Source organism: Blastococcus sp. SYSU DS0828 (genome assembly GCF_054050975.1).
In genome coordinates this window covers 1-12,795 of record NZ_JBJHAK010000002.1, presented here as the reverse complement: position 1 = coordinate 12,795, position 12,795 = coordinate 1, and the positions used below count along the sequence as shown (strand labels likewise).

11 protein-coding genes and 1 tRNA gene are annotated in these 12,795 nt (G+C 75.1%); 8 read left to right on the top strand and 4 right to left on the bottom strand.

Going from position 1 to position 12,795, the window contains the following annotated elements:
* The first annotated feature begins 9 nt into the window (after window positions 1–9).
* The 5 genes from ACI79Q_RS01675 to ACI79Q_RS01655 all read left to right on the top strand — a co-directional run bounded on the left by ACI79Q_RS01675 (window position 10) and on the right by ACI79Q_RS01655 (window position 7,227).
* Entirely contained in the window at window positions 10–990 is a 981-nt protein-coding gene (locus ACI79Q_RS01675; protein WP_456588036.1) for a TIGR03557 family F420-dependent LLM class oxidoreductase, read from the top strand.
* A gap of 116 nt (window positions 991–1,106) precedes the next feature.
* Window positions 1,107–1,967, top strand: coding sequence for a tetratricopeptide repeat protein (locus ACI79Q_RS01670; RefSeq protein WP_456588035.1), 861 nt, complete (start codon window positions 1,107–1,109; stop codon window positions 1,965–1,967).
* Window positions 1,968–2,132: 165 nt separating this feature from the next.
* Entirely contained in the window at window positions 2,133–3,248 is a 1,116-nt protein-coding gene (locus ACI79Q_RS01665; RefSeq protein ID WP_456614027.1) for a hypothetical protein, read from the top strand.
* Between the two features lie 111 nt (window positions 3,249–3,359).
* Entirely contained in the window at window positions 3,360–6,161 is a 2,802-nt protein-coding gene (gene ppc, locus ACI79Q_RS01660) for a phosphoenolpyruvate carboxylase (RefSeq protein WP_456599104.1), read from the top strand.
* Complete coding sequence (locus ACI79Q_RS01655; RefSeq protein ID WP_456614026.1) at window positions 6,154–7,227, top strand: inositol monophosphatase family protein; 1,074 nt, start codon at window positions 6,154–6,156, stop codon at window positions 7,225–7,227. Before ppc ends, ACI79Q_RS01655 begins: the two co-directional genes overlap by 8 nt.
* A gap of 1 nt (window position 7,228) precedes the next feature.
* Here the strand turns inward: ACI79Q_RS01655 and ACI79Q_RS01650 are convergent, their stop codons facing one another.
* Window positions 7,229–8,638 carry an FAD-dependent oxidoreductase gene (locus tag ACI79Q_RS01650; RefSeq protein WP_456588031.1) on the bottom strand — a complete coding sequence of 470 codons (1,410 nt, stop codon included), beginning with the start codon at window positions 8,636–8,638 and terminating at the stop codon, window positions 7,229–7,231.
* A gap of 82 nt (window positions 8,639–8,720) precedes the next feature.
* On the opposite strand from ACI79Q_RS01650, the gene ACI79Q_RS01645 reads away from it, so the two are divergent.
* A complete protein-coding gene (locus ACI79Q_RS01645) occupies window positions 8,721–9,029 on the top strand; it encodes a putative quinol monooxygenase (RefSeq protein ID WP_456599106.1) in 309 nt (102 codons plus the stop codon).
* A 12-nt stretch (window positions 9,030–9,041) separates the two neighbouring features.
* Here the strand turns inward: ACI79Q_RS01645 and ACI79Q_RS01640 are convergent, their stop codons facing one another.
* Genes ACI79Q_RS01640 through ACI79Q_RS01630 form a run of 3 tightly spaced genes read right to left on the bottom strand, consistent with a single transcriptional unit; the run spans window position 9,042 to window position 11,139 of the window.
* Entirely contained in the window at window positions 9,042–9,869 is an 828-nt protein-coding gene (locus tag ACI79Q_RS01640; RefSeq protein ID WP_456614025.1) for a hypothetical protein, read from the bottom strand.
* A gap of 45 nt (window positions 9,870–9,914) precedes the next feature.
* Complete coding sequence (locus ACI79Q_RS01635) at window positions 9,915–10,724, bottom strand: Fpg/Nei family DNA glycosylase (RefSeq protein ID WP_456614024.1); 810 nt, start codon at window positions 10,722–10,724, stop codon at window positions 9,915–9,917.
* Window positions 10,725–10,758: 34 nt separating this feature from the next.
* Window positions 10,759–11,139 (bottom strand): GNAT family N-acetyltransferase, encoded by a 381-nt coding sequence (locus ACI79Q_RS01630; protein ID WP_456588027.1) that lies wholly within the window; start codon window positions 11,137–11,139, stop codon window positions 10,759–10,761.
* Between the two features lie 121 nt (window positions 11,140–11,260).
* On the opposite strand from ACI79Q_RS01630, the gene ACI79Q_RS01625 reads away from it, so the two are divergent.
* Window positions 11,261–11,336, top strand: a tRNA-Arg gene (locus tag ACI79Q_RS01625).
* Window positions 11,337–11,696: 360 nt separating this feature from the next.
* Window positions 11,697–12,795: DUF3152 domain-containing protein (locus tag ACI79Q_RS01620; RefSeq protein WP_456588026.1), on the top strand; the 1,099-nt coding region annotated here is incomplete at its 3' end.

The window sequence follows — 12,795 nt, the reverse complement described above, 5'->3', positions numbered from 1 at the left end:
CCGCGCGGCATGGTGATGCAGCTGGGCTACACGATGATGACCGAGCAGGCCGGGCCGAAGGACCTGGTCGGCCACGTGGTGGGCGCCGAGGAGGTCGGCTTCGACTTCGCCGTCAGCAGCGACCACTACTTCCCGTGGCTGGACGAGATGGGCCACTCGCCCAACGCGTGGGTGACCCTCGGGGCCGCCGCGCAGGCCACCAGCCGGATCCCGCTGATGACCTACGTGACCTGCCCGAGCTTCCGCTACCACCCGGTGGTCGTGGCGCAGCAGGCGGCGACCCTGCAGATCCTCTCCGGCGGCCGCTTCACCCTCGGACTGGGGGCGGGGGAGAACCTCAACGAGCACGTCGTGGGCGCCGGCTGGCCACCGGCCGACGTCCGGCACGAGATGATCATGGAAGCGCTGCAGATCATCCGCGACCTGTTCGACGGGGAGGGCTACACCAACTTCCGCGGTGAGCACTTCGACGTCGAGTCGGCCAAGCTCTGGGACCTGCCGGAGAAGCGCGTGCCCATCGGCTTCGCGGCCGGCGGGAAGCAGGCGGCCACCATCGCCGGCGAGCTGGCCGACGTGCTGGTCGCGACCGATCCGCTGTCGGAGCTGGTCGAGGCGTTCGAGGCCGCCGGGGGCGCGGGCAAGCCGAAGATCGCCCAGATGCCGATCAGCTACGGCACCGACAAGGCCGCCGCCGTCACCCGGGCGCACAGCCTCTTCCGCTGGTTCGGCCTGGGCTGGAAGGTCAACTCGGAGCTGCCCGGTCCGTCGGCGTTCGACGCGGCGACCTCGTTCGTCCGCGAGGAGGACGTCGAGGGCAGCATCCCGTGCGGGGACGACGTCGGCGCGGTGATCGAGGCCGCGAAGGAGTACGCCGACGCCGGGTTCACCCACCTGGCCCTGGTCCAGATCGGCGGGGACCAGCAGGAGCCCTACCTGGAGTGGGTGCGCAGCTCGCTGATGCCGGCCTGGCGGGAGGCGTTCGGCAGCTGACCGGCCGGAGGGGACAGCTGATCGGGTGACCGTTCGGCCTCCGGGCCGATCCCTTGGGGTGAGGTCCGGCGGCGAGGGGGCGCGCCGGGCGCCTCCTCGCCGCGATCATCGGCGGCATGACCGAGGACCTGGACGTGCGGCTGCGGCGGCTGCTCGCCTCCGACGACGCCGACGCGCTGATCGACCTCGGCTGCGACCTGGCCGACGCCGGCCGGCAGACCGAGGCGGAGGCCTGCTTCCGCCGCGCCTTCGACCTGGGGGACTCCGTCGCCGCGTTCAACCTCGGCAACTCGCTGGCCGCCCAGCAGCGCTGGGAGGAGGCGGTCGACGCCTACGAGGTCGCCCTGCGCGGCGGCGAGGCCGACGCCTGGCGCAACCTCGGCCTGGTGCTGGAGGACCTCGGTGACCTCGCCGGCGCCATGCGCGCCTACCGGGGGGCGGCGGCCGCCGGCGACCTCGAGGGCGGGTTGCAGCTGGCCTTCCTGCTGCGGGAGCAGGGGGAGCGCGAGCAGGCCATGGCGGTGGCCGAGGAGTTCGCCGCCGCGGGTGACCAGGAGGCCGCCGCCGTCGTCGCCTGCTGGCGCTGGTGCTCGACGCTCGACCCGGCGCTGGAGGACGACCTCCGCGCCGGCCAGCACCACTTCCCGGCCGCCCGCGCGGACCTGGCGCACCTGCTGCGCGAGACCGGCCGCTCGGCCGAGGCGCGCGCGGTGCTGGAGCGCGGCGCCAAGCTCGGCGAGCAGGTGGCCTGGCTGCCGCTGGGCAACCTCTACCGCGAGGAGCTCGGCGACGAGGAGGCCGCCGAGGAGGCCTACCGCAGCGGGATCTCCGCCGGTGACGCCTACTGCCACCAGAACCTCGGCGTGCTGCTGGCCGACCGCGGGGACCTCGAGGGAGCCGTGGAGCAGTTCCGCCTGGGGGCGGCGGCCGGCGACCAGCTCGCGGCGCAGTGCCTGCGGGAGCTCGAGCACGACTAGCCTGCTGCGCCTCGCGTGGCCGGTGGGGCGCATGGGGCGGTGCAGTGGGCCCTCCGGTACGAGCCACCCGCGGTTGCCCTGGAGGAACGGCGCTCCGCTGCCGAAAGCCTCGTGCACGCGCCGGACGGGGTCGACCGTCCGGGCGGGGACGGGGAGGACATGCACGTGGACGGACGGCTGGATCGGGGGCGCCGGCTCGCCCGGGCCCTGGCCGGGGGCGCGGCCCTGCTGGCAGTGACCATCGGTGGAGGGGCCACGGGGGCCGGGGTCGCCGTCGCCGAGGAGCCGGGCGCGGACGTCGCCGTCCAGCCGTCGGAGGCGACGTCTCCCGAAGTTACGGCGGTTCCGGAGGGTCGGGGCGGCACTGCGCCGGCGGCCGTCGACCAGTGCGGCCCCTACCAGGACTACTGGAACAGCCAGGACCGGCCGCCGCCGCCGCTGCCGAGGGTCGTCTTCGTCTCGGCGGCCTCCTCCGCCGCCGGCCAGGTGACATTGAACTGGACCGCCGCGAAGCCCGAGGAGCACCCCGACGTCGTCTACACCTCCTACTACTTGAAGGTGGACGGCGTCGCCCGGCCCTACCTCGACGGCGGGGCCTTCACCGAGGACGTCGGTACCGGGGTCGTCACGACCACCGTCACGGGCCTGACCGAGGGGCCCCACTCCTTCGTCGTCCAGTCGATGCTGTGCGGCAACCAGAGCAACCCGCAGACCCCGCTGACCATCGCGGCCGACGGTGTCGCGACGTGGACGCCGCCCGCGCCGCCCGCGCCGCCCGCCCCGCCCGCGCCGCCCGCCCCGCCCGCGCCGGTCGCCACGCCGGCTGGCGAGCCGACGGTGCCGTCGCGGGTCCCCTCGACGCCCCTCACGCTCACGACGGACAAGGGCCTGATCACCCGGGCCTCGGCCGGCGAGCAGCTGACCGTCCTCGGCACGGGCTTCATGCCGAACTCGACCGCGAAGGTCGTCATCTACTCCGAGCCGCAGGTCCTGGCCACGGTGACCACCGACGGCAACGGCGACTTCAGCGCCCCGGTGACCATCCCCGCCGACCTGGCGGCGGGTGTGCACTCACTCGTCGCCTCCGGGTTCGCGCCGGACGGATCGGACCGGTTCCTCCGGCTCGACGTGACGGTGGCCCCGGCGGCCACCCCCGCCGCCGGGCAGCTCGCCTACACCGGCGCCGACCCGCTGCTGCCCGCGGCGCTGGGTGCCGGCGCGCTGCTGGCCGGTGGGGCTCTGCTCGTCGCGGCCCGGCGCCGCGGCGCCGACGGGAGCTGAGACCCCGCAGGGACCGGCTCTCGCTCCCGGCGCCCGCCCCTCGATGGCGGGCGCCGGGACCGAGGTGGAGGCCGACACCTGCCCGTCACATCGATCCCCGATACTCGGGGTGTGTCCGAAGCCACTGTTGACGTCGCAGACCTCCGACACCACGGTGCACCCGGCACCGGTGACCGCGCGGACGACGAGCCGCTGCGCGAGGACATCCGGCTCCTGGGGCGCGTCCTCGGCGAGGTGATCGGCGAGCAGGCCGGCCCCGAGGTGCTGGAGCTGGTCGAGTCCACCCGCGTGGAGGCCTTCCGCATCCGTCGCTCGGAGGTCGACCGGGCCGAGCTCGCCCGCCGGCTCGCCGACCTGGACGTCCGCTCCGCCAACCACGTCATCCGGGCGTTCAGCCACTTCTCGCTGCTGGCCAACCTCGCCGAGGACATCCACCACGAGCGCCGCCGCCGGCACCACCGCCGCGCCGGCTCCCCGCCGCAGCAGGGCAGCCTCGCGGCGTCGTTCGCCCTGCTGGACCAGGCGGACATCCCGGGCGAGACCGTGGCCCGCGAGCTCGCCGGGGCCCTCGTCTGCCCGGTGGTCACCGCCCACCCCACCGAGGTCCGACGCAAGACCGTGTTCCAGGTGCAGCGGCAGGTGACCCAGCTGATCCGGGAACGGGACCGCGCCGGCGGCGACGTCGACCCGGCGTGGTCGGCGCAGCTGTGGCGCGCGGTGCTCACCCTCTGGCAGACGGCGCTGCTGCGGCTGTCCCGGCTGCGGCTGACCGACGAGATCGACGAGGCGCTGCGCTACTACGAGCTCTCCCTGTTCGAGGTCGTGCCGGCGATCAACGCCGAGGTGCGGCGGGCGGTCGAGCAGCGGTGGCCCGGGGCCGGGGTGCTGCGCCGGCCGATGCTGCTGCCGGGGTCCTGGATCGGTGGTGACCGCGACGGCAACCCGTTCGTCACGGGTGAGGCGCTGCGCCGGGCCACGTCCCGGCAGGCGGAGACGGCCCTGAGCCACCACCTGGTCGAGCTCGCGGCGCTGCGCAGCGAGCTGTCGATGTCCGACCGGCTGGTCACGCCCACGCCGCAGCTCTACGCACTGGCCGACGCCTCCGGCGACGACTCCCCGTTCCGGGCCGACGAGCCGTACCGGCGGGCGCTCAGCGGCATCTCGGCGCGGCTGGCGGCCACCGCCGCCCGGGTTCCGGGGGTCGTGCCGGGGGACGCGGGGTCCCTGCCCGCGCTGCCGCCCTACGCGACGCCCGACGAGCTGCGGGCCGACCTCGACGTCGTCGACGCGTCGCTGCGCAGCCACGGGGCCGGGGCGCTGGCCGACGACCGGCTGCTGCGGTTGCGGGAGGCCGTGGAGGTCTTCGGGTTCCACCTGTGCGGGCTGGACCTGCGGCAGAACTCGTCGGTGCACGAGCAGGTGGTCGGCGAGCTGCTGGCCTGGGCCGGGGTGTGCGACGACTACACCGCGCTCGACGAGACCGCCCGGGTGGAGCTGCTCGCCGGGGAGCTGACGCTGCGACGTCCGCTGGTGCGTCCCGACGCGCAGCTGTCGGAGGAGGCGCGCAAGGAGCTCGACGTGCTCGTGGCCGCGGCCGAGCGGGTCGCGCTGCTGGGCCCGCGGACCATCCCGAACTACGTGATCAGCATGTGCGAGTCGGTCAGCGACGTGCTGGAGGTCGCCGTCCTGCTCAAGGAGGTCGGCCTGCTCGACCCGGCCGGACCGGAGGGGCCCACCTGCCCGGTCGGCATCTCCCCGCTGTTCGAGACGATCACCGACCTGCAGAACGCCGCCACGACGCTCGGGGCGGTGCTCGACCAGCCGCTGTACCGGGCCCTGCTGGCCAACCGGGGCGACGTGCAGGAGGTCATGCTCGGGTACTCCGACAGCAACAAGGACGGCGGCTACCTCGCCGCCAACTGGGCGCTGTACCGGGCCGAGCTCGACCTGGTGGAGCTCGCGCGCCGCGAGGGGATCCGGCTGCGGCTGTTCCACGGCCGCGGGGGCACCGTCGGCCGAGGCGGCGGCCCGAGCTACGAGGCGATCCGCGCGCAGCCCCCGGGCGCGGTGGCCGGGGCGTTGCGGATCACCGAGCAGGGCGAGGTGATCGCCGCGAAGTACGCCGACCCCGACCTCGCCCGGCGCAACCTCGAGGCGCTCGTCGCCGCCACCCTGGAGTCGACGCTGCTCGACGTCGAAGGCCTCGGCGCCGACGCCGAGGACGCCTACGCCGTGCTCGACGACCTCGCCGCCCGCGCGCAGCGGGCCTACCGGGAGCTGGTGCACGAGACGCCCGGTTTCGTGGAGTGGTTCCGGGCGGCCACCCCGATCGGTGAGCTGGCCGAGCTCAACATCGGCAGCAGGCCACCGTCGCGCAAGGCGGGCAACTCCATCGCCGACCTGCGGGCGATCCCGTGGGTGTTCAGCTGGTCGCAGACACGGATCATGCTGCCCGGCTGGTACGGCACCGGATCGGCGCTGGAGGAGTGGGTCGGGGGCTCCGCGGAGCGGCTGGAGCGGCTGCGCGAGCTGCACCGGCGGTGGCCGTTCTTCCGCACCGTGCTGTCCAACATGGGAATGGTGCTGGCCAAGACCGACCTGGAGCTCGCGGCCCGGTACGCCGAGCTGGTGCCCGACGAGGAGCTGCGGGCGCGGGTGTTCGACCGCATCACCGCCGAGCACGAGCGGACCTGCCGGATGGCGCTGGCCGTCACCGGCGACGACGACCTGCTCGCCGACAACCCGTCGCTGGCCCGGTCGATCCGGAACCGGTTCCCCTACCTGGAGCCGCTGCACCACCTGCAGGTGGAGATGCTGCGGCGCCGGCGGAGCGGCGAGGACGAAGAGCTCACCAGCCGCAACATCCAGCTGACCATCAACGGCATCGCCACCGCGCTGCGCAACAGTGGCTGAGCCGGGGCTGCGCACCGCGGCCAGCCCGGATCTGCCGGCCGCGGCGGAGGCGCTGGGGATGTCGGCGGCCGCGCTGGCCCCGGCCCTGCTCGACCCCTGGGCGCGGGTGCTGGTCGGGGACGAGGGCCAGGTGGTGCTGCTCCGCCGGCAGTGGACCGACGATGCCACCACCGCGGCCGTGGTGGTGCGCCGGGCAGGGGTGCCGCTGGACCACCCCGTGGTGCTCACCGCCGCGGCGGGGTGGGGGTGCGACCGCGTGCGGCACCTCGCGACCGGGCGGGCGATCGACGTGCCGGGTCCACCGGCCGACGCCCCCCTGCCGCTGCGCTTCGCCCACCTGGCGGCGCTCGCGGCCACGCGGGTGGAGACCGCGGTGGCGCTCGCCCACGGCACCGGGGAGACGCGGACCAAGCGGGACGGGAGCCCTGCGCTGGCCGCCGATGCCGCCGCCCACGCCGCCGCCGTCGAGGTCCTCGGCGCGCTGGGCGTGCCGGTGCTCAGCGAGGAGAGCCGCGACACCGGGGTGGCCCCCGGCCGGCCCTGGGTGGTGCTCGACCCGCTCGACGGCACCGGAAACTTCGCCGCCGGCCTGCCGCCGTGGGCGTTCTCGGCCGCGCTGGTGCAGGAGGGCCGGCCGGTCGCCGGGCTGGTCGCCGACCTCTCCTCGGGCCGGCGGTGGGCGGCGGTCGAGGGGCACGGCGCCGTCCGGGACGGGGTGCCGGTGCGCACCCGGCCGGGTAGCACCGTCGTCGTCCCCAGCGGGCCGCGGGGCGGCGCGGTCACCGTGCCGGTGACCGCCCGCCGGGTGCGGATCACCGGGTGCACCGCCGTCGACCTGTGCCTGGTGGCCGACGGCGCGGCCGCGGCCTGGCACGACCTGGACCGCGGCGGCACGCACGTGCACGACGTCGCCGGCGGACTGGCGGTGCTGGCCGCCGCGGGGGGCGTCGTCCTCACCGACGCGGGGGAGCCCCTCGAGCTGGCACCCGACACGGACGCGCTGATCCGGTTCGTGGCCGCCGCCGACGAGACGGCGGCCCGCGAGCTGCTGGCCGCGCTGCGCTGATTCAGCGCTGACGGGCGGCGGCCTCCCGGACGGCGGCCAGCAGCGCCTCCCGCTCGTGCAGGGTCGTCCGGGCCCGGCCGCGGCTGGCACCCAGCGCCTGCTCGGCGGCGTCGATCGCCCGCCAGTCCTCCAGCAGCACCGGTTCGGCCCCGCGGCTCTGCAGCGTGCGCACCAGGTCGTCGGCCGGGCCACGCACCCGCAGCGTGCCGTCGGCGGCGTCGGCCAGCAGGCCCGCGATGGTCTCCCGGGCGTCGTGCTTGTTGTGCCCGACCACCCCGGTGGGGCCGCGCTTGATCCAGCCGGCCACGTACTCCCCGGCCGACGGCCGCCCGTCGCGCAGCACCCGTCCCACGCCGTCGTGGGTGACGGTGCCGGTGCGCTCGTCGACCGGCAGCCCGGGCAGCGGGGTGCCGAGGTACCCCACCGACCGCACCACCAGGTCGGCGGGCAGCACCTCGAACTGCCCGGTGCCGATCGCCCGGCCGTCGCCGTCGACGGCGGTGCGCTCCACCTCGACGCCCGTCACCCGGTCGGTGCCCAGCAGCCGCACCGGGCGGGTGTAGAAGCGCAGCCGCAGCCGGGTGCGACCGGGGGCGGGCACGTGGCCGGACCACTCGCGGAGGACAGCGAGGTTGCGGCTGGCGTTGCGGTCGGCCGCGGCGCGGGCCTCGGTGTCGGCGTCCAGGTCGAGGTCAGCGGGGTCGACGAGCACGGTGGCCGCCGCCAGCTCCCCGAGCTCGCGCAGTTCCTGGGTGGTGAAGGTGGCCTGCGCCGGACCGCGGCGGCCGAGCACCGTCACCTCCTCGACGGGTGCGGCGGCGAGGACGTCGATGACGTGCTGGGGCATGTCGGTGGGGTCCAGCTCCTCGGCGGTCCGGGCGAGGATCCGCCCGACGTCGAGCGCGACGTTGCCCACCCCGACGACCACGACGTGCCGGACGCCGGCCAGGGCCGCCTCCACGGTCGCGCGGTCGGCGTCGGGGTGCCCGGTGTACCAGGCCACGAGGTCGGTGGCGGCCAGGCTGCCGGGGAGCTCCTCGCCCTCGATGCCCAGGCGCCGGTCGAGGGCCGCGCCGTAGGTGTAGACGACGGCGTCGACGTGGGCGCGCAGCTCGGCCAGGGAGAGCTCGGTGCCCACCTCGACGTTGCCGACGAACCGCACCAGCGGGTGGTCCAGGCTGCGGTGCAGGGTGTCCCGGATCGCCCGCATCTTCGGGTGGTCCGGGGCGATGCCGTGGCGGACCAGCCCGAAGGGGGTGGGCAGCCGGTCGAGCAGGTCGACGGCGACGGGGACCGCGCTCTGCCGGGTCAGGGCGTCGGCGGCGTAGATGCCGGCCGGACCGGCCCCGACGACCGCCACCCGCAGCGGGTGCTCAGCGGTCGGGGGAGGAGGAGCGCCGTCGTCGACCACCCTGGCATCCTGACCCGGCCGGGGCCGCGCCACCAGGGCAACCGTCCGGGCCGTTGTCGTCCCCCCGTCCCAGGAGGTCTGCGTGTCCGTTGTCGTCGTCGCCACCATCACCCCGAAGCCCGAGGCGGTGGACGCCGTCCGGGAGGCGATCCTCGCCGCCGTGCCGAAGGTGCACGCCGAGCCCGGCTGCGAGCTGTACGCGCTGCACGAGGGGGACGGGGTGTTCGTCATGGTGGAGCGGTGGGAGAGCCCCGAGGCGCTGCGCACCCATGGCAAGGCCGAGGCGCTGACCACCCTGGGAGCGGCGCTGGCCGACAAGCTCGCCGCGCCGCTGGACGTGCGCCGGCTGACCGCCGTCCCGGCGGGGGAGCCGGGCAAGGGCGCGCTCTGACGTCGAGCGAGCTCAGCGGCAGGCGTGGTCGTGGTCGAGCTCGCCCGGGACGTACTGGGTGAGCTCGACCTCCCCGTCGGGGACCAGCGGCGGCTTTCCGCAGGCCGCCACGGCCCCGATCCGGGTCGTGGCGCCGGCCAGCCAGCTGGGCAGCCCGGCCAGCGGGCTCTCCTCCGGGACCTCGCCGACGATGCGGCCCCACTGGTAGCCGGTGGAGTAGACGCCGACCCGTGCGCCCCGCCCGGTCAGGTACTCGGTCATGCCCTCGAGCGCGGCCCGGTTGCGGGCCCGCGCGTCGGAGGACCCGTACTGCCAGGTGTTCATGGTCTCGACGTCCAGCCACCACGTGTAGCCCGCCGGCTGGCTGCCCAGCCCCGCGGCGCGGGCGGCGGGGCGGAAGAACGACTGCACGCTCGCGCGCGCCCGCTCCCAGCCGTACTGCCACGAGCACGCCGTCGAGTTGCCGCCGTCGCAGCGCCCGTAGGGCGTGCTGCCCGCCTCGGGCCAGGTGGTGACCTGCTCGCGCAGCTCGCCGGGGTTGGCGGTGTTGAGGTAGAGCTGCACCCGCGGCTGGCCGGCCGCACCCGAGGAGCCGGCGGCCCACTCCAGCTGGTCGGCGAGGCAGGGGTTGGCCCGGGTGGCGAGCCCGCCGTTGACCCCGACCACGGCGAACGCGGCGTCCTCGGGGAGCTCGGTGCCGCACTGCGGGTGGGAGACGTCGTAGCCGACGGTGCGCGTCGGGCCGGCGGTCTCGACGGGTGCGGCGGAGGCGGTCGCGGGCAGACCGAGGAGCGCCCCCACCGCGGCGAGGGCCACCATCGTGCATGATCTGCGTCTCACTGCCCTCGACGGTACGCGCGGCCGAGCGGCATCCGCCGGTACCGGTCAGGTCGCCTGGCAGACGGGGCACCAGTAGAGGTTGCGCCCCACCAGGACCTGGGTGCGGATGGCGGTCCCGCAGATCCGGCAGGGCAGGTCGGTGCGCCGGTAGACGTAGTGGGCGTCTTCGCGGGTCACCGCACCGCTGCGCCGGGAGCGGTCCTCGGGGCGGGTGGTCACGATGCGGCCCATCCGGACGCCGGAGCGCATGAGGGTCACCAGGTCCCGCCACATGCCGGCCCACAGCGCGGCGTCGATCTGCCGGCCGGGCCGGAACGGTGAGACCCGGTGCCGGAACAGCAGCTCCGCGCGGTACACGTTGCCGACGCCCGCCAGCACCGACTGGTCCATGAGCAAGGCCCCGACCGCCGTGCGGCTGCCCGCGATGCGCCGGTGGGCGACCGTCCCGTCGGCGCGGGGCCGCAGCGGGTCCGGCCCCAGGCGACCCAGGATCCGCTCGACCTCCGGGGCGGGGAGCACCTCGCAGGCGGTGGGACCGCGCAGGTCGCCCCATGCCCCGGCGCCGTCCGGCCCGTCGCCCACCCAGCGCATGCGCAGCGCGCCCTTGGCCGGGGGTGGTCTGCCGGTGCCGGTGAGGAAGGTGCCGTACAGCCCGAGGTGGACGTGCAGGTGGTCGCCGCCGAAGCGGGCGAACAGGTGCTTGCCGTACGAGAACACCTCGTCGAGCACCCGCCCGTCGAGGAGGGCGGCGCCGACCTCGAACCGGCCCTGGGGGCTGGTCACGTGCACCGGGCGGCCGGCGAACGGCAGCTCGAGCTGCCGCGCCAGGCGGTACAGGGTGTGGCCTTCGGGCACCCGCGCAGCGTAGGTGGCGCCGCGCGTCACCTGCTCAGTGGTCGGCGGTCTCCAGGCCGAAGTGCGGCCGGTCCTCGACCGCGACGAGGTCGACCAGTTCGGGGTGCTGCTGGATGTAGTGGCGGACGAAGGAGCAGTACGGCAGCACGGTCAGCCCCCGCTCGCGGGCCGCGGAGAGGACCCCGGCGACGAGCGCCTTCCCGATGCCCTGACCGCCCATGGCGGGGTCCACCTCGGTGTGCGGGAGGGTCATCTGCCCGTGCTCGACGTGGTAGCTGGCAAGTCCGACGACGCGCTCGCCCTGCCGGATCTCGAACCGACCCCGCTCGGGGACGTCGACCACCGTGGTCTCCATCGCTGCGGCCCACCTCTCTGACCCCGGCCACGCTGCCGGAGCTCGTTTCGACCCCAGCACGGTAACCCGCTGGAGGCGTTCGCTCTCTCAGCCGTACCGACGAGTCGGGTCCCGCCGGGGTTCCCTCGGCCACCCGATAGCCTGCTGGCGTTGGTCCCGGGGCAGCTGGTGCCGCGCCGTGGCCCCCGTAGCTCAGGGGATAGAGCATCGGTTTCCTAAACCGTGTGTCGCAGGTTCGAATCCTGCCGGGGGCACCAGCTGGACCTGTGGCCGGCGGTCCCGTGCTGCACCGTCGTCCTGGGCGCCGGCCGGTCGAAGCCGCCCTCCTGTCCCGACGATGCAGCCGTCACGTGGCCATGGGGATCCGGCCCGCACCGTGTCCGGCGATCGCCACCGGTCCCGGGGACCGCCGCCGACGAGGGAAGCGGGGCGGTGGTCGGCCCCCGCCCGCACGTCCATGACAGCTTCGTGTCAGGCGTCCAAAAGGCTTGTCCCGGCCCGGTGGTGGCTGGCTATCGTGCCGGGACGGGCAGCGGCGGCCGGTACGCCACGGCGCGCCGGTGCCGGAGGACCACGAGACGCGGTCGCCGCGTGCCGGCTGCGGGACGGGACTGTCGATGAGCTGGCACCTGCGGACGTTCCTGGCGATGTTGCTCGCGCTGACCACCGCGGGCATGCTGCCCGCGGCGCCGGCGCAGGCCCAACAGGCCATCACCTACACCGTCACGGCCCAGGGCACCGTCTACGGCGACCTGGACCACTTCGCCGGCGTCGCCTCGGAGACGCTCAACGACCCACGGGGCTGGAGCCTCGGCGGCGCCCTCCGCTTCGACCAGGTGCAGTCCGGAGGGAACTTCAGCCTCATCCTGGCCTCGCCGGCCGTGGTCGCTGCTGCTGCTCCCGGCTGCAGCAGCGAGTGGAGCTGCCGGGTGGGCCGCAACGTCTACATCAACGACGAGCGGTGGCGCGGCGGCACGGACTCGTGGCCGCACGGGCTGGACCTGTACCAGCGGTACGTGATCCTGCACGAGGTGGGGCACTGGCTGGGTCTCGGTCACCAGGACTGCCCCACGCCCGGCCGCACCGCCTGGGTCATGCAGCAGCAGTCGATCTCCCTGCAGGGTTGCCGGGCCAACGTCTGGCCGGTCATCGCCGAGCGCCAGCAGGCGGCGGACAACCGCGGTGTGTCGGTGAACTGGTCGGCCATCGAGGCCAGGTACCGGGACCTCGGGCAGGAGGGGGGCGTGCTGGGTCCCCCGATCACCTGGGAGAGGTACGCCGGGGCCGACGGCGGGTCCTACCAGCACTTCGCCGGGGGTTACGGCGGTGGCTCGATCTACTGGTCGGCGAACACGGGCGCGCACGAGATCTACGGGGAGATCCGGGACCGCTGGGAGGAGCTGGGCTGGGAGCGCGGTGTGCTGGGCTACCCGATCACCGGGGAGCGCAGCACCGCGGACGGCGTGGGCCGGTACAACGCCTTCGCCGGGGGTTACGGCGGTGGCTCGATCCACTGGTCGCCGAGCACCGGTGCGCACGAGACGTACGGGGAGATCCGGGACCGCTGGGAGGAGCTGGGCTGGGAGCAGGGTGTGCTGGGCTACCCGATCACCGGGGAGCGCAGCACCGCGGACGGCGTGGGCCGGTACAACGCCTTCGCCGGGGGTTACGGCGGTGGCTCGATCCACTGGTCGCCGAGCACCGGTGCGCACGAGA

What these genes read in the sequence shown, in the direction of transcription:
- ACI79Q_RS01675 (WP_456588036.1), top strand. Translation starts at nt 10, where the DNA reads ATGGTGATGCAGCTGGGCTACACGATGATGACCGAGCAGGCCGGGCCG.
- ACI79Q_RS01670 (WP_456588035.1), top strand. Translation starts at nt 1,107, where the DNA reads ATGACCGAGGACCTGGACGTGCGGCTGCGGCGGCTGCTCGCCTCCGAC.